Origin of the sequence: Sulfuriflexus sp. (assembly GCF_032250955.1) — a bacterium.
GTDB lineage: Bacteria > Pseudomonadota > Gammaproteobacteria > AKS1 > AKS1 > Sulfuriflexus.
Genome location: NZ_JAVVES010000009.1, coordinates 14,052 through 28,678, shown reverse-complemented (window position 1 = coordinate 28,678; position 14,627 = coordinate 14,052). Strand labels below are relative to the sequence as shown.

Genomic DNA, 14,627 nt, shown 5'->3' with positions numbered 1-14,627 from the left:
CTTACTTAACTAAATCAACTTTAAAGTAGAGAAATATTATGCCAACTTTTGTATATATGACTCGTTGTGATGGTTGTGGGCAATGCGTAGATATTTGTCCTTCCGACATCATGCACATCGATAAAACACTTAGACGTGCCTACAACATCGAACCTAATATGTGCTGGGAATGTTATTCCTGCGTAAAAGCCTGTCCTCATCAGGCAATCGATGTACGTGGCTATGCAGATTTCGCTCCACTGGGCCACTCGGTACGCGTTCTTCGTGATGAAGAAAAGGGCACCATTGCCTGGCGCATCAAGTTCCGCAACGGTAAAAAAGACATGGAGCTGTTGGCGCCTATCACGACCAGGCCCTGGGGCAAATTTATTCCCAAGCTTGCTGATGAGTCTGCGCCTACCCAGGAGATGCGCGACAGTCATCTGCTGTACAACGAACCTAAATACATTCGTCTCGATGAAGGTGGTCTCCATACTCTCGAGTCCAATGGCCTGACATTGAAAGCAGGAGTATATTACTAATGGGCTACAAAACTATTATTGAAGACGATATTGACGTCCTGGTCGTTGGTGCTGGTTTAGGCGGTACTGGTGCGGCATTTGAAGCAAGATATTGGGGCAAGGACAAGAAAATTGTCATTGCAGAAAAAGCCAATATCGATCGTTCAGGTGCGGTAGCCCAGGGTCTTTATGCTATCAACTGTTACATGGGTACGCGCTTCGGTGAGAACAATCCGGAAGATCACGTCCGTTATGCTCGTATGGACCTGATGGGTATGGTGCGTGAAGATCTCGCGTTCGATATGGCTCGCCACGTTGACTCCGCTGTACATCAGTTTGAAGAATGGGGTCTGCCACTGATGAAGAACCCCAAGACGGGGGCATACCTGCGCGAAGGCCGCTGGCAGATCATGATTCACGGTGAATCATACAAGCCGATTGTTGCAGAAGCTGCGAAAAAATCATCAGACAAGGTATTCAACCGTATCTGCGTAACCCATCTGCTGATGGATGACGCCAAAGAGAACCGAATAGCGGGTGCTGTAGGCTTCAATGTACGTACTGGTAACTACCATGTATTCAAGTCCAAGACTGTAATCTGTGGTGCCGGTGGTGCATCCAATATCTTCAAGCCGCGTTCAGTCGGTGAAGGTGCGGGTCGTGTCTGGTACGCACCATGGTCTTCAGGTTCTGCGTATGGTCTTATGATCGAAGCAGGCGCGAAGATGACGCAAATGGAAAACCGTATCGTACTGGCTCGATTCAAGGATGGTTATGGTCCTGTAGGCGCATACTTCCTGCACCTCAAGACTTATACACAAAACTGTCTGGGTGAAGAGTATGAATCCAAGTGGTTCCCGGCTCTAACGGAAATGGTAGGTAAAGAATATCTGGATACGGAAGGTCAGCACTTGTCTCACAAGCCAATACCGACCTGTTTGCGTAACCATGCATTTATTTCAGAAGTAAATGCCGGTCGTGGTCCGATCCACATGGTCACTATGGAAGCCTTCCAGGATCCTCATCTTGAAGAGATCGGCTGGCACAACTTCCTGGGTATGACTGTCGGTCAGGCGGTACTTTGGGCTGCAACTGACGTTGATCCTAAATACGAAAACCCTGAATTAACAACTTCCGAGCCATACGTAATGGGTTCGCATGCAACGGGTTGTGGTGCATGGTGTTCAGGTCCGGAAGACGTATCTCCAGATGAATATTTCTGGGGCTACAACCGTATGACTACAGTCGAAGGTCTGTTTGGCGCGGGTGATGCGGTAGGTGGTACACCACACGCATTCTCATCGGGTTCTTTCACTGAAGGTCGTCTGGCTGCTAAAGCTGCCTGTAAATATATTGATGATGGCAAGGCAGAAGGCATCCGTGTTTCCGAGAAGCAGATTGAAGACCGTAAAAAGGAAATCTACAAGCCACTGGAAACCTATACTGTAGGCAGTAACGAAGTTGTTGCCGGTACGGTAAATCCTAACTTCATCAACCCACGTCAGGGGCTTGATCGTCTGCAGAAGATGATGGACGAGTACTGTGGTGGTTTTGGTGTAAACTACATGACCAACGAAAAGCTACTGCAAATCGGTCTTAAGAAGATGGCGATTCTTGAGGAAGATCTGGAAAAAGTCGCTGCTCAGGATATCCATGAACTACTGCGTGCATGGGAACTCAAGCACCGTTTCCGTACTTCTGAGAGTGTGTTCCAGCATACGTTGTTCCGTAAGGAAACTCGCTGGCCTGGTTACTACTACCGTGGTGATGCGATGAAGCTGGATGATGAAAACTGGCACGTACTGACAGTTTCTCATCGTGATCGCAACACAGGTGAGTACACAATGGAAAAAGCACCTTGTTACCACCTGGTAGGTGATGACGAGAAATAAGCAAATAAAGGCTTGATTTTACTACAAGCCGGGTAACAATATTTGCGTTAAAAAAGGACCGGCATGTTTAGTGTTGGTCCTTTTTTTATTATTATATAGAGCGGAATAATCACTGCTGTGAATAATATTGAAAAACATTGTGTTTTTTGATGGAGCTTGTTTGATGAATATTATTGAAAAAACAGATGAAGAGATTTTAGCGCTGGCAAACCCGATGTGGGCTGACCTTGTCAAATACTCGAATGAAAAAAATTACGGTGCTTTCACCCGCAATTTTTCATCTGCTCTGCAAATGGGTGCTAATGAAATTGAGATGGGTAAGCAGTTTGCAAGAAGCGACCTGGCGAAAAACCTGTCTGAAGATTATGAATATCTTGGCATCATTCGTCGTGGTGAGTATGTGACAGTTCTGTATAAACAGAGAAACAGCAAGGACGGAAGTGAATGGCTGGGCAGACTGGTGCTGGGTTATGAAAATGACAAGGTAAAAATCTTTGGCGCTACGTTGTTCTAAGGCAGATTTATATAAAGCAGGCTATTCTAGTTATGTCAGATACAATTCAAAACGAAAAATTCGTTGAACTAAATTATAAGGTCATCGATAAAAAAACCGGTGACGTACTTGTCACCGTTGACTATCCCCTGGGTTATGTTCACGGCGTGAACGATGTTCTGTCAGAACAGGTGACTAAAGAGCTGGATGGTAAAAAGGTCGGTGATGTCATCGAAGTGCCGGTTGATACTAAACTGTTATATGGCGAGAGAGATGAGTCGCTGGTGTTTACTGATAATATCGAAAATGTCCCGGAGGAATATCGGGAAATCGGTATGACCATTACCATGGAAAATGAAAAAGGTGAGCCCAGAAATTTTATCGTCACTCGCTTCGATGACAAAACATTAACCGTCGATGGAAATAATCCGCTGTGTGGCAGAGACGTTATTTTCACGCTGGAGGTATTGACCATACGTGACGCAACTGATGAAGAAATCGAACTTGGTGGTGCAGTAGGCGCGGATCCGGATATCAATGAAATTCTCAAATAATTATATTTTTTATCCAGACAATAAGGCGCTGGAAAAAGCGATTGAATACTATAAAAGCCTGGTTTCTGATGATGAAGCCAGGAGTGTCAGCGCTGACAATAGGGTGACCGTGCCGGATAATTTTATTTATACACGCGGCAATTTTGAGCAACACCGTTACAGTGCCAATGTGTTCACAAATGCGCGCGATATGCTTGAGGCTACATTGACTGAGGAAATTCGTCAGCAATCACCTTCAGATTGGGCTGCAACACAAAATAGCCTTGGCAATATATTATCGGCACTTGGGCAGCAACAAAGGGATGCTGATTTATTTAACAAGGCAATCGCATGCTTTAACCATGCGCTGGAAGTGTTTAGTCAGGAAGATTCACCGCTTGACTGGGCTGCAACGCAATCTAATCTGGGTTCTGCCCTGCAGGCGCTGGGCAGACAGGAGTCTGACACAAAATCATTGAAAAAATCCATTGATGCTTATTCTGCCGCGTTATTGGAATATTCCCGAAAAGAAACGCCGCAACGATGGGCTTCGGTAATGTTTCAACTGGGTGTGACTTTTCATATATACGGTCGTCTTCTCAAAGGTAACCGTACCTTCCAAAAGTCGGTTGTTGCTTATAAGAATGCACTGGCAGAATTCGATGCAGATGATTACGCTCTTGAATTAACCGCCACTCATAATAACCGTGGCGCAGTACTGCATCATTTGGGTGAGTCCGAAAAAAACCCCGAACGCCTGGAAGAAGCAATTAGGGCCTATGAGACGGCATTAACGGTATGCATGGAACAACAACTTCCTTTTCACCTGGCAGTATTATGCCGAGTCAATAAGGCAACGGCACAAGGTGTACTCGCTGAATTAACAAAAGATATAGTGCTTGCTGACGAAGTTGCAGATGAATTTGAATTGATTATCGAGTGTTTTCCGCATGTCCTTCAACCATTGTGCCTAAAACACTGCGAAGAGCAGTTGAGTAAGGCGCGAACCTTGTTGCACAACTGACTGCCATGAGTAATGAATGTATTTTTTGCAAGTTCAGGGATGAGAGAATTCTAGATGAATGTGAATACACAATAACTTTTCTGGATACTTACCCCGCGACTTCTGGTCACACATTGATAGTTCCGAAGCGGCATTTTGCTTCTTTTTTTGAAGCTACAGAAGGCGAGTTGCTGGCTATTGGTAAGGCTATTCAGAAGGCTAAAGTTATTTTAGACAAAGAGTTCGCACCAGCTGGTTACAATATCGGGATTAATGTTGGCGAGGCTGCCGGGCAGAGCGTTCACCATTTACATGTGCATGTCATGCCAAGATACAAAGGTGATGTTGAGGATCCGCGAGGCGGCGTGCGTTGGATTTTAAGGAACAGGGCTAACTACTGGGAAGACAAAAATAGTTAACACGATATCAAATCCGTTCTGAAAGCCGATAATCTATATCAATAAACGCCCCGATCTCGGCCAGAAATTTAATCATTCTGGCACCGAAGCCTACATCCGGGCAGGTTTCATCCTTATCAATAGATAAGGTCAGCACCACGCCGATTCTGGGTGACAGGTTGTGGCTTTTACACACTTGCAGAATTTCTCCCTTAATGGGTTCGAGTTGCTTAAGGATGATGTCAGTCAGTTTATAAACATCGACCTCATCAGTGCCATTTTCCGTTGTGACAGTATCCGTCGACAATTCCCATGAGCTTATTACGGGTTTGTCCAATCCGCTTCTGGCGCCAGCACTATTGACTGAGGTGGGCTCTATGCCAAGCAAACGGGTGATGTCATCGGGGTTAAAGTGATAACCAGCAAGTGCGAAGTAGGCTCGTCCTTTATTTGATGCCAAGATTTTTCTCCAGGAATGTGTTCTCATTAATTAACTAAACATAGCCGGTGATTATAACGTATAGGCTGAATAGACGCGGCGCTCTAATTGCGAATCACGTAGAATGGTGGGCGAGGCTAAAGCCATCAATTCCCTTGTGGAAACCACCTTTATTAGATATATGAATACCCAATTAAAAAATATTATAGAAGTATTCTATTATGATTCTGCTTCAAAAGAGGTAAAGTACACAGTATATATCGTGATAGTTTTAAACTGCAATTTCCTGTAGTGGCCATCGCGATTTTTAGTAATAAGGGGTTACTTATGAGCGGACACGCACCTGCAACCAGACCAAAAGTTCCTGAAGGCAAATCGCGCTTTTTGACAACACGTCAGAAAGAGGCAAATGAAAAGGGTTACGTAGGGTATGACACTATCTGGGAATCGTTTCAGAAAGAGGTTCCTTACACGACTCCGAAAAAGCCATAAATCCGCCAGTCGCACGCCCAGAAGCTCGTATGACCATATAATCTAAACTTAGGGCTACGGTACTTTGCCCTTTGTGGCGGTGGTATTTACACCTCAATTAGAGGCTTTCTATTATTGAGGCACGCGAAGAGGGAATATTTTCTCTTTTCCTGATCTCAACCAAAACATGCCAGTGGCGTATTGCAGCCAACGGATGTGCATGGCCAATGGCAAGAGTGTCAAGGATACCGACCTTGTCAGGCGATCATCCATGCCTAAATGCTGGAGGATATCGCCGAAAAGTAGTGACCGGCGCGGCGGTTTTTGTCAGCGGTAACAGAAGGGCGCTATGGCGCCCTTTCTTAATGCCTGCTCCTTTGTGTCAGGTGGTGCGAGCCCACGCGTCGGGCACACTATGCTATTTATCAGGCGAAACCCTTGTCGTCAGCCGGCGCGGTTGTGCTCTTCCACTGCTTCGCCGACGCGAAAGTGGTCTACCAGTGTTTGTAATTGGCAGGAAATCGCCAGTAGTTCATCCATGGTTTCGCGTGTCTGTCCCGCCACGCCGACGGTGTTCGCGGCGATATTACGGATGGCATCGACATTGCGGTGGATGTCACTGGCTACCGCGCTTTGCTCCTCCACGGCGCTGGAGATATGGAAATTCATGTCGTTGATGGTTGTGACCGCGCGGGTGATCGATTCCAACGCCTCGGCGGCCTGGCCGGCCTCGGCCACACTGGCCTGCGCAGCCTCGCTGCCGGCTGACATGATGTCGACCGCTGATCGGGTCGAGCCGCGCAGGTTATCGATAATCGCATGGATCTTCGCCGTGGAATCGGTGGTCTTGTTGGCCAGATTGCGCACTTCGTCGGCCACCACCGCAAACCCGCGGCCGTGCTCACCGGCGCGCGCCGCTTCTATAGCCGCGTTCAGGGCGAGCAAATTGGTTTGCTCGGCGATTTCGCCGATGACGTTCAACACGCTGCCGATGGTGGCACTGTCTGTTTCAAGTTGCTGAATGACGTCGCTGGCCTGTTGGACATTCTCCGCCAACCGGTTGATGGTACGCATGGCGTGTATTACGACTTCCTTGCCGCTCGTTGCCTGTTCATCGGCATCCTTCGCCGCGTCGGCGGCATTGCTGGCATTGATGGCCATCTCCTGCACCGTGTCCGACAGTTGCCGAATCGCCTGCGCCACCTGCTCGATGTCGCTGTTTTGCTGCGTTGCACCGGCATGCACTTCATGCGCGGCGGTGCTGCTCGCCTGTGCACGGTCATCGACCTGGTACGTGGCTGCAATGACCTGTGCGACCAGTTGTTGGAAGTGTGCGGCCATGATATTGATGCGCCCGGCGATCTGCGATAACTCGTCACGCGTGCCGACCCGGGCGCGCGCGGTAAGATCGCCTTCGGCCAAGCGATCGACTGTGTCGCCGAGCTGGTCTATCGTGTCCCGGGTCGAGAAATAAAACCCGGTAAACAGATACCCGGCCAACAGGAGCATGACGCCGGTGACTATTATCGCCTGCCCGCGTTCACGCTGCAGCCGCGCATGACGTTGCGCGAGCACGTCATCGAGGCTGGCAAACGCGGCATCATAAAACGTCACCAGGTGCGTCCGCGTCGCTGCCACCAGGGCGGTGAATTCAGGTAGTGAGATTTGCAGGCTATCCGGATCGAGCATTTTTGTGCGAGTGGCATCGATCACGCTTTGCAGCTGCACCATGGCATCTGCGTGCAAGGGCTGCAAAGCAGACTCCAGCGCGCTACTGGACTGCCGAACATTGTCAAAGCTGTGCCGGGTTTGCGCCAGCGAATTTTCCAGATCCTTGATGGCCGCGGTCAACGCGAGGTAACCCTCGGGTGTGAAGGAGCCCTGGCGGACCACGGTGCTGCCCGTATCGGCGATCCGGCCGAGATTCTCGGACACCATGGGCAGGCGCAGCATGGCGGTTTCGGTCAGGTAATGACTGTCCGCCTCGCCATCGAGTTGCAGGCCATACGTCTCGGCGACGACTTGCATCAGGTGCAAGCTGCCGGTCACGAGCTCATACAGCGTCGCATTTTGTGTGCTGCCTGTCTGTTTGTTGGTGGATTGAAAACTCTGCCATGTTTCCGCCAGTTCACGCGTTTGCTGCGCAGCCACGCTGTTGCTGTTCACTATCTGGGCGTCGTGCAGGCGCTGTAAAACCATACCCACAGTGCCGATCCTTACCTGCCTGCTGGCAGTGTCGATGCTTTGCGCTTCGCCGCGCAGGCCGATCAACTGATCCAGTAACTGCCTGACCGAGGCTGCATGCACCAGACCCTGGCGTTGTGTATCGGTGCGCGCCAGCGCCTCGGTTCGCTCGTACACCACGATACCAATCAAGGTCAGCATTGGGATTAAAAACACCAGAGTAATCACGGCAAACTTGGCGGGGATGCGTAAGCGCCCCATCAGCCGTATCGTCGGTATGAATACTGTTTTAAGAGTCATCATTTATGCTCGCTTACGTTTTTGTTCGTTGTTTATGAAGTGACTAAGGGCTGCAACCATGCGCGCAGGCTGGTGAGCTGCCGGGTCAATATCGCGTGGTCGTTAAACGTATGACTGAGCAATATTGCGCCCTGTAATGCCGCCACGAGGTGTTCGGCAAGCGTAGCGGCGTCCTTGCGACCGACCAAGGCAAACTGGGCCGTGAACCAGTCCAGTTGCAGGCGAAAAATGGCGCGTACCGACTGATACGAATCAGTACCAGCCTTCTTGAGTTCAAGCGCAAGTGCACCAACCGGACAACCGCGTTGGGTGAAGACGTGGCGCTGCGCGCGCGGGTACTCCAAAAAGGCCAGCAGACGCTGCCCTGGATCGGCATGTCGCGCCTCGAGTTCGGCAAACAGGCTACAAAAGACCTCGTGGTGTCCCTCGGCCACGGCATCAGCCAGTGCGTCTTTGGTTTTGAAATAGTAGTAAATATTCCCCAATGGCACGTCGGATGTTGCGGCCAGATGTTTCAGACTGGAAGCAGCATAGCCCCGGGTGTGAAACAGTTTGGTGGCGGCCTTGATCAGTCGCTGGTGGTTTTGTGTGACAGGCATAGTCAATTTCCAAGTTGGTCAACTGACTATCATAGCGGCAGTAACGCCCCAGACTTTAGCAATTTTCTTGAGGCACGGCATCCAGCGGCGCGCCTCGGGCAGGTTATATCCCTGTGTGTAATCGCCCTTGCCTGCGACTAACCCTGCAAATTCGGCAAATATGCACCGGTTCGCTTGTTTTGCTTTGTCCGGCGGCCTGTAGCCGTTCTTCCAGCTATTCGCGCCAAACTACTAGCATTACCACCAATACGATGGGAACGATGAACAGGCTAACCACTCCTGGGGTGCGCAGGCCAACGAATACGCCAGGCAGGGCATGAGAATCACAAGCACGGTTCCCTTGCCATGGGTCAGGCCTTTAAGAACATGATGCAGAAGAGGCCATCCATGGACCAGAATGCCACTACCGAGCAGGAACATGGCGGCCATGCCCACCACGGACACCAGGCGCATGAATTTTGGCGCGATATACAACACATCGTCCGCACCACTGCGCGCCGGATGTGGCCCCGGAAATCCGTGCCCGCGCCCTTGATCTGCGTCTTTTCTACCGCCAGAACATTGGCGCGGCTCTCGCTCGGCACTACCACCAGCGGCTCATGATGAGCGGCGTCCGCCTCGGGAGGGTGCAGACACCATGTCATATTGCTTCGGGAAAGGAAAAGGCCATCATCGGATTAATGGAAAGGACAAATATTCACGAGCCGCCAGTTTACCGGTGGCTGGTTTTTCACTTGACTTCAAGGTTATTGGTGACCGATATGACGCCGCCCACCGATTTGGCCAGCGCCTCTGCACGCTTCTTCTCATCATACGAGGCCACGAAACCATTGAGTTGCACCTGCCCCTTGAAGGTGTCGACATTGATCTTGAGCCCCTGGGTAAGCGGGTCGTCCAACAGCATGGCCTTGATTTTAGTGGTGATCGTACGGTCATCGATGAACTGGCCAGTACTCGGACGGTCCTTGGTGGCGGCACAACCATTGAGCAGGAGTGTTACGGATCCTATACTGAGCATAAGTGTCAGGGCGATTGCAGTTGCTGATTTCATGGTGGTTCTCCTTAGATGGGGTTAATAAACTAGCGAGCGTTTTTCGATTTCCTTTTTGCGTCGTTCATATTCATCCCTGTTGATGCGACCTGCGTCGTATTCCTGTTGAAGCTCGTCCATGGCTCGCTTGTTTGAATACTCGTAGGCGGCGCCACCAGCAGCAGCGCCCGTGGCCATTTCGCGGGTTGAACAGGCACTCAGGCCAGTGAGTAACAGGAATGCCATGAGTAAGTTGATTATATAAATTTTCATGCCGACCTCCATCTCGATTTGTATTGTGCGGACAATCTGGCAGAAACATGTGACTAAGGCATTGACGAATCGCAATGAAGAATACCGAAACTCCAGGCAAGGATGTGCGCAGAAACAGACACCGGAGAAAAGCACATACTTACCTGGGTATTAGTATTTCTATTCATCTTGAACATTGCAGATGTTTTCGGCTTTAGTGGTATCGCCGACACCGGGGTATGGATAGCACAAATCCTGTTTGCGCTGTTCCTGATCCTGTTTGTGCGTATAAGCGGATCAGTATAGGTGCTATATGTGAGACTATATATAACAACACTGCTGTCCCGTTAACATAAGCCTGACAAGCAGTAAGCTTCGGGTAAATAAGGTAACCAGGTTGATTGATGCGCATGAACACATGAAATTTCATCACCCTTTAATCGGCGTTATCCCGAAGGGAGAGGGAATTAACGGGACAGCAGTGAGATAACAATAATAATTTGGCTATGTTGATTTATATCAATGCACTAATTGTTCTTCGCTAATAGCATTAACAAATATGGAGTTTTGTGCAGCGCGCTGCGCGGAAAAAAGGAGAAGAAAATGTTGTGGACTATTGCAGTTATCCTGATTGTACTTTGGCTTCTGGGCCTGGTCAGTTCGTATACCGTGGGTGGATTGATTCATATCCTCCTGGTCATCGCAATTGTGGTGATTCTGCTTCAGGTCATCCAGGGTCGTCGATTGTAACGACCATTAAGATGATTATCTGCAGCAGGGCACGAGGCAGCGCGGTGTGGTTGTTGCGGTACTGGATTTGCCAGTTACTCCCCGCACACTGTCAGTGCAGGGATCCAGATGCTCATGAAATCAGGAGGAGATAGAATGAAACCAGTTCAAATCGTGGCACTCGTGTTGATCGTGGCCGGTGTCCTGGGGCTGGCGTATGGTGGTTTCACCTTCACCAAGGACACGCATGACGCCAAACTGGGACCTCTCGAACTGACGATCAAGGACAAACAGACAGTCAACGTCCCCATTTGGGCTGGCGTGGGGGCGATCGCCATTGGTGGCGTGTTCCTGCTTCTTGGGGGAAGGAAGCGCTAGCCGTTGTAGCCTGTTGCCGAACAAGGCAAAATGAGGGTATAAAAAACCTGTCCTGATGGAGCGGTTCACGATGGCTTACCAACGGTTGGGCCGGTTGTCCCGGATGTCAGTGGAGTGAGCGCGGATCTGGAACTGGCCAATGTCAAAAAAAAACAAGATCATCCTCTTCGGCGCCGGTACTCTCATCGGGCTCCTTGTCATCGCCGCAGTGGCGCTGGTTTTTTTTATAGACGTCAATGCCTACAAGCCTCGCCTGGAAGAAACCGTCTCAAGCGCATCAGGGATGCAAGTCAGCGTCGACGGTCGGCTTGGGATATCCATCTTCCCCGGGTTGCGCATCACACTGGAGGACGTGCATGTTCGCAACAAGGGGATGGATGTCGCCTTCGCCAGGGAGGCCAGGCTTGGGATTGATCTCATCCCACTACTCCACAGGGAAGTCCGGCTCCGTTCGATAACGCTGAAACATCCCCTGATTTCAATCGAGCGGAACGTCGCAGGCACATTCAATTTCGAAAAACCATCGACGACTGGTGCAATCTTGCCTGTCCAGGATTTTACAAAAGTCTCCATGTCGGACGCGACTTTCCTCTACACCGACAAGCAATCAGGTGAAGTATTCGAGGCCAACGATTGCAGTCTGGACGTAAACCAGGTGCGATTCGGGCGTGGGAAAGACCCGGGCCTCATGAAGCATATTTCATTCGTGGCGAAACTCGCCTGCAGGGAAGCCCACAGAAACGACTTCGCGCTATCTGATTTGAAGGTCTCGGCCAACGCAACCAAAGGGGTTATCGATCTCAAGCCGGTCACCCTGCGTCTCTTTGGCGCACAGGGATCGGGAAGTATCCAGGCGGACTTTTCGGGCGCAGTCCCGCTGTACCATGTGGATTATTCACTGCCGCAATTCCGCATCGAGGAATTCTTTAAAATGCGGGCGTCACAGAAGGTTGCAGAAGGGCCGATGGATTTCACCATGAAGCTGTCGATGCAGGGAGAGACTGCGAAGGAAATGCGGCAGTCAGCCGAAGGGCAGATCGCACTGCGCGGCGAGAACCTCACGGTCAACGGCACTGATCTCGATGAGGCCTTCGCCCGCTTCGAGTCCAGTCAACACTTCAATCTCGTGGATGTCGGCGCCTTTTTCTTTGCCGGCCCCGTGGGCCTGGTGGTCACGAAAGGCTACGACTTCTCAAACCTTTTGCAGGCGTCAGCGGGCCACAGCCGAATCCGCAAACTTGTCTCCGACTGGAAGGTCGAGCACGGGGTGGCACAGGCACAGGACGTGGCCATGGCCACGGACAAGAACCGGCTTGCCCTCCAGGGGAAGCTCGATTTCGTCAACAAACAGTTCGATGATGTGACCGTTGCACTGATAGACGCAAAGGGCTGTGCCAAGGTCAAACAAGCTGTACGTGGCAGCTTCCAGAACCCGGTGGTTGAAAAACCGAGTATGCTCAAGTCCCTCGCCGGTCCGGTGCTCAGGTTGTTCGAGAAGGGGAGAGACCTCTTGCCAGGCGATGAGTGCGATGTGTTCTACGCCGGTTCGGTGGTGTCGCCTAACTGAAAAGATTGCAACCAACAGGACAGACCGTATCCCAGTGCTTTTCGATAGTCTCTGTCAGGTGGCCTAACAGGGCGCGCGCATCGTCTTGCGAAAACAGGAAGTGGTTTGTTGTCTCAAGACAGGTTTTGAGATGGCTGAGGTTGTTGTTGGCCGATATCAGCATGGCCTGTGAAGCTTCGTTGCCTGTGTGGCCTTGCGGGCAAATGTCATAGCCAGGCGCCAGAGTGAGTTTCTTGCTGTTCCAGAAGGCCGCTTGATTACGAGCATGGTCGTTGGTGTTGCCACACAGAATAATGTCAGTGCCGGGTCCATGGGCTTGATAATCTTGGTCGGGTTGATCACCATCAGTATCTCTACGTACATGATCCTATATTCTTAACCGCTGTATGAGCGCCTGGCGCCCTGGCTCGGAGTCTTCGAATGCTGACAATCTCATCAGGAAGCCGTACAGGATACCGTGTCGGATGATGCGGTACCGTTGGTCGTGCTGTTCGGGCTGGGGCGTTACGGCAACGGCATAGCCCGGACGTTGCGTGAAAGGGGCTGATAGGTGCATGGAGTCGATCTCAACCCGGTCCTGGTTCGTGTAGGAGATGCCAGGGAACACCTGGTCATGTTCGGGGATATCGAAGATCCTGGGTTCATCGCGACGCTACCGCCTGGACGGGCGCATTGTGTAGTGAGTATGGCACGCGAACGCCATGTTAATCTATCGCTTATCGACTCGCTGCGTAGTCTCGGTTACCGCGGCCTGATCGCTATCACGGCGCAAGCGCTGGATTATGCAGCCCGACTGGAACAGGCGGACGTCGATCTGATTCAGATGCCATTCGCGGATGCTGCCCGCGAGGCGGCTGATTACATTATGGGACAGGCTATGCCACAACCATTTGAACAAACGGGCCAATTAATCTGGTCTGCGTGAATCATGAATGATGCCTAATTATCAAAAACTTGATTGGTCGATGGTCGTGTCGCGCGTCCTATTGTTTTCACTTTTGTGGTGGATGCTCACCGACGGCGATGTACAGTCGTGGTGGATTGGTGTCCCGGCCGTGTCGTTCGCGGTGATTGCCAGCGTAGCGCTACTGCCGCCTGTACCCCTTGTCTGGCAGGAACTGTTCAAGTTCGCTCCCTTTTTCCTTCGGCGTTCCCTGCAGGGCGGTGTGGATGTGGCCTGGCGAGCGTTTCATCCTGGCATGCCTATCGCCCCGGCACTCATCGATTATCCGCTTCGGCTGCCTGCGGGACTGCCGCGGGTTATTCTGGCCAATATCGTAAGTTTGTTGCCAGGTACATTGAGTGCCACGCTGGATGGGCAAATATTAAAGGTTCACGTTCTGGATAGCCGTGGAGATTTTATGACCGAACTGAAGGCACTGGAACAACGCGTGGCGCGCATGTGTGGCGTGTTGCTGATGACTTCCCATGGAGGGGAATGAGATGAGACGATTTCAGAATATTCCTTGCGTGATGAAGTCTGAAATTGCTTGCCGGTGTGCCATTGAGCACGCTGTAGCCCTGGCGGAGAGCAATCAGGCGCGCGTAACGGTCGTCACTGTTACCGAGCATGTTCCGGAGAGCATCAGAATACCAGGCGGCGGATCGGCGCCAGGCGATATGCAGGCCAGGTCGATGAACGCCAGGACACAGTGGCTGGAATCCTTGAACGAGCCTTATCGTGCACGGATCGAAATCAACGCCAAGGTTCTGGTCGGTACCTCATTCCTTGAAATCATTGAACCGCGGGACTGGATGGACCGATTTTTTGCCGGCGACGATATACACCTGCTGAAAGAGCAGCACACAAGGAGGTTCCGGCGCTGGCTATCAAGCCGCCCGGCTTTGTGACCCCGGTT

The 14,627-nt window shown here is 51.0% G+C and carries 21 protein-coding genes; 14 read left to right on the top strand and 7 right to left on the bottom strand.

Annotated elements, in window-relative coordinates:
* Window positions 1-38 precede the first annotated feature (38 nt).
* The 6 genes from aprB to RQ738_RS02635 all read left to right on the top strand — a co-directional run bounded on the left by aprB (window position 39) and on the right by RQ738_RS02635 (window position 4,840).
* On the top strand, window positions 39-521 hold the full coding sequence (gene aprB, locus RQ738_RS02660) for an adenylyl-sulfate reductase subunit beta (RefSeq protein WP_314161829.1): 483 nt from the start codon (window positions 39-41) through the stop codon (window positions 519-521).
* The gene (gene aprA, locus RQ738_RS02655; RefSeq protein ID WP_314161828.1) at window positions 521-2,392 is read left to right on the top strand and encodes an adenylyl-sulfate reductase subunit alpha; all 1,872 of its coding nucleotides are present in this window, start codon (window positions 521-523) and stop codon (window positions 2,390-2,392) included. The genes aprB and aprA overlap by 1 nt, the downstream gene beginning before the upstream one ends.
* A 163-nt stretch (window positions 2,393-2,555) precedes the next feature.
* Window positions 2,556-2,906 (top strand): hypothetical protein, encoded by a 351-nt coding sequence (locus RQ738_RS02650; protein ID WP_314161827.1) that lies wholly within the window; start codon window positions 2,556-2,558, stop codon window positions 2,904-2,906.
* Window positions 2,907-2,938: 32 nt separating this feature from the next.
* Window positions 2,939-3,439 carry a peptidylprolyl isomerase gene (locus RQ738_RS02645; RefSeq protein WP_314161826.1) on the top strand — a complete coding sequence of 167 codons (501 nt, stop codon included), beginning with the start codon at window positions 2,939-2,941 and terminating at the stop codon, window positions 3,437-3,439.
* Window positions 3,423-4,442 (top strand): tetratricopeptide repeat protein, encoded by a 1,020-nt coding sequence (locus RQ738_RS02640; RefSeq protein WP_314161825.1) that lies wholly within the window; start codon window positions 3,423-3,425, stop codon window positions 4,440-4,442. Before RQ738_RS02645 ends, RQ738_RS02640 begins: the two co-directional genes overlap by 17 nt.
* A gap of 5 nt (window positions 4,443-4,447) precedes the next feature.
* Window positions 4,448-4,840, top strand: a complete 393-nt coding sequence (locus RQ738_RS02635; RefSeq protein WP_314161824.1) for an HIT family protein — start codon at window positions 4,448-4,450, stop codon at window positions 4,838-4,840.
* 7 nt (window positions 4,841-4,847) lie between these two features.
* On the opposite strand, the gene RQ738_RS02630 is transcribed toward RQ738_RS02635, so the two are convergent.
* The 4 genes from RQ738_RS02630 to RQ738_RS13710 form a co-directional block, all read right to left on the bottom strand.
* Complete coding sequence (locus RQ738_RS02630) at window positions 4,848-5,279, bottom strand: DUF4279 domain-containing protein (protein ID WP_314161823.1); 432 nt, start codon at window positions 5,277-5,279, stop codon at window positions 4,848-4,850.
* Between the two features lie 894 nt (window positions 5,280-6,173).
* The gene (locus tag RQ738_RS02625; RefSeq protein WP_314161822.1) at window positions 6,174-8,216 is read right to left on the bottom strand and encodes a methyl-accepting chemotaxis protein; all 2,043 of its coding nucleotides are present in this window, start codon (window positions 8,214-8,216) and stop codon (window positions 6,174-6,176) included.
* A 29-nt stretch (window positions 8,217-8,245) separates the two neighbouring features.
* Entirely contained in the window at window positions 8,246-8,812 is a 567-nt protein-coding gene (locus RQ738_RS02620) for a TetR/AcrR family transcriptional regulator (RefSeq protein WP_314161821.1), read from the bottom strand.
* 237 nt (window positions 8,813-9,049) lie between these two features.
* Window positions 9,050-9,232 (bottom strand): hypothetical protein, encoded by a 183-nt coding sequence (locus tag RQ738_RS13710; RefSeq protein WP_409929517.1) that lies wholly within the window; start codon window positions 9,230-9,232, stop codon window positions 9,050-9,052.
* Between RQ738_RS13710 and RQ738_RS02615 the strand changes: the two genes are divergently transcribed.
* Complete coding sequence (locus RQ738_RS02615) at window positions 9,179-9,415, top strand: hypothetical protein (protein WP_314161820.1); 237 nt, start codon at window positions 9,179-9,181, stop codon at window positions 9,413-9,415. The two genes, RQ738_RS13710 and RQ738_RS02615, sit on opposite strands and share 54 nt — an antisense overlap.
* Before the next feature lie 127 nt (window positions 9,416-9,542).
* Here the strand turns inward: RQ738_RS02615 and RQ738_RS02610 are convergent, their stop codons facing one another.
* Window positions 9,543-9,863: a BON domain-containing protein gene (locus tag RQ738_RS02610; RefSeq protein WP_314161819.1), complete on the bottom strand. Its 321-nt coding sequence runs from the start codon at window positions 9,861-9,863 to the stop codon at window positions 9,543-9,545.
* A gap of 21 nt (window positions 9,864-9,884) precedes the next feature.
* Window positions 9,885-10,115, bottom strand: coding sequence for a hypothetical protein (locus RQ738_RS02605; protein ID WP_314161818.1), 231 nt, complete (start codon window positions 10,113-10,115; stop codon window positions 9,885-9,887).
* Window positions 10,116-10,217: 102 nt separating this feature from the next.
* On the opposite strand from RQ738_RS02605, the gene RQ738_RS02600 reads away from it, so the two are divergent.
* The 4 genes from RQ738_RS02600 to RQ738_RS02585 all read left to right on the top strand — a co-directional run bounded on the left by RQ738_RS02600 (window position 10,218) and on the right by RQ738_RS02585 (window position 12,768).
* Window positions 10,218-10,400 (top strand): DUF1328 domain-containing protein, encoded by a 183-nt coding sequence (locus tag RQ738_RS02600; protein WP_409929514.1) that lies wholly within the window; start codon window positions 10,218-10,220, stop codon window positions 10,398-10,400.
* A gap of 297 nt (window positions 10,401-10,697) precedes the next feature.
* A complete protein-coding gene (locus RQ738_RS02595; protein WP_314161817.1) occupies window positions 10,698-10,844 on the top strand; it encodes a lmo0937 family membrane protein in 147 nt (48 codons plus the stop codon).
* Between the two features lie 135 nt (window positions 10,845-10,979).
* The gene (locus tag RQ738_RS02590) at window positions 10,980-11,201 is read left to right on the top strand and encodes a hypothetical protein (RefSeq protein WP_314161816.1); all 222 of its coding nucleotides are present in this window, start codon (window positions 10,980-10,982) and stop codon (window positions 11,199-11,201) included.
* Between the two features lie 139 nt (window positions 11,202-11,340).
* Window positions 11,341-12,768 (top strand): AsmA family protein, encoded by a 1,428-nt coding sequence (locus RQ738_RS02585; RefSeq protein ID WP_314161815.1) that lies wholly within the window; start codon window positions 11,341-11,343, stop codon window positions 12,766-12,768.
* Here RQ738_RS02585 and RQ738_RS02580 read toward each other — a convergent pair.
* The gene (locus RQ738_RS02580) at window positions 12,761-13,057 is read right to left on the bottom strand and encodes a HipA domain-containing protein (RefSeq protein WP_314161848.1); all 297 of its coding nucleotides are present in this window, start codon (window positions 13,055-13,057) and stop codon (window positions 12,761-12,763) included. The two genes, RQ738_RS02585 and RQ738_RS02580, sit on opposite strands and share 8 nt — an antisense overlap.
* A gap of 261 nt (window positions 13,058-13,318) precedes the next feature.
* Here RQ738_RS02580 and RQ738_RS02575 point away from each other — a divergent pair, with 261 nt between their 5' ends.
* From RQ738_RS02575 to RQ738_RS02565, 3 genes are read left to right on the top strand one after another with little or no spacing between them, the layout of a single operon-like run.
* Window positions 13,319-13,693: a hypothetical protein gene (locus tag RQ738_RS02575; protein WP_314161814.1), complete on the top strand. Its 375-nt coding sequence runs from the start codon at window positions 13,319-13,321 to the stop codon at window positions 13,691-13,693.
* Window positions 13,694-13,700: 7 nt separating this feature from the next.
* Window positions 13,701-14,210 carry a Na+/H+ antiporter subunit E gene (locus RQ738_RS02570; protein WP_314161813.1) on the top strand — a complete coding sequence of 170 codons (510 nt, stop codon included), beginning with the start codon at window positions 13,701-13,703 and terminating at the stop codon, window positions 14,208-14,210.
* A 1-nt stretch (window position 14,211) separates the two neighbouring features.
* Entirely contained in the window at window positions 14,212-14,619 is a 408-nt protein-coding gene (locus RQ738_RS02565) for a hypothetical protein (RefSeq protein WP_314161812.1), read from the top strand.
* The last annotated feature ends 8 nt before the right edge of the window (window positions 14,620-14,627 follow it).